This is a genomic window from Thiolapillus sp., assembly GCF_048562965.1.
In the GTDB taxonomy this organism is placed as follows: domain Bacteria; phylum Pseudomonadota; class Gammaproteobacteria; order Chromatiales; family Chromatiaceae; genus Thiolapillus; species Thiolapillus brandeum_A.
The window spans coordinates 1-861 of sequence record NZ_JBHNMF010001122.1; the positions used below are offsets into that span (position 1 = coordinate 1).

At 59.7% G+C, this 861-nt stretch carries 1 protein-coding gene and 1 pseudogene; one reads left to right on the forward strand and one right to left on the reverse strand.

Going from position 1 to position 861, the window contains the following annotated elements; all coding sequences use genetic code 11:
• Positions 1 to 11: 11 nt before the first annotated feature.
• Positions 12 to 233 carry a transposase gene (locus ACOCD2_RS22730; protein WP_293690129.1) on the forward strand — a complete coding sequence of 74 codons (222 nt, stop codon included), beginning with the start codon at positions 12 to 14 and terminating at the stop codon, positions 231 to 233.
• Here the strand turns inward: ACOCD2_RS22730 and ACOCD2_RS22735 are convergent.
• Positions 170 to 861 (reverse strand): annotated as a pseudogene (locus ACOCD2_RS22735) (IS1380 family transposase); the annotation flags it as partial. The gene ACOCD2_RS22730 and the pseudogene ACOCD2_RS22735 sit on opposite strands and share 64 nt — an antisense overlap.

The window sequence follows — 861 nt, forward strand, 5'->3', positions numbered from 1 at the left end:
GACCGGAACATTTGACCGATGCGCAGGAGAGCAGGCTGGCGGAACTGCTGCAGTACAACCTTCGCAGCGTGCGGGCCTACCTGCTGAAGGAGGCGTTCCAGTTCTTCTGGGGTTACGTTTCCCCCTACTGGGCCGGTCAGTTTCTGGATGGGTGGTGTACGAAAACGATGCGATCGGCGAACAGTCCCAGTTGCTGCTCCTTGATCCGGTTCTCCATCTCGCCACGGGCATAGTAAAGATCTTCGTATAAATGTTGGGCATCCGCGTCACGGGTGCTCAGGTTAGTGACGACAAAACGCGGATTGGCCTTGCCCGGCAGGTATTCGGCCTTGCCGATCACCCGCCGTTCACAGGACCAGGATTTGCGCGTGCGGTAGCGGAAGTCACGGAAACACCGGGCGGCCTCGCCGGTGCGCTCACAGGCCAGGCGGGCCTCTTCCATTTCTTTGCCCAAGGCCTGTTGCAGGCGCTTGTTGCGCGCCAGACCCAGAACATAGCCCACGTCGTTGGCCTCGCACCAGGCCATGATCGCGTCACGGCAGAAACCCGAGTCTGCGCGAATGATGATCCGTGTCTTTGGCCAACGTGCGCGAATCTGACCCACGATGCGTTGCAATTCGTCCACACTGCCTGATGAGGCATCCTTGTCCGCCGTACGCAACCGGGCGCACAGCAGGTGCTCACCACTGAAGATGTACAGCGGCAGGTAGCAATAGCAGCGGTAGTAGCCGTGGAAAAAACGCCCTTCCTGCTGACCGTGCAGCGGATCATCCGTCGCATCCAGGTCGAGCCAGATCTTGCGCGGGGGCTTGCGGTACGACTCCAGGAAAAGATCGACCAGCAGTCGATCCATTGCTTCAT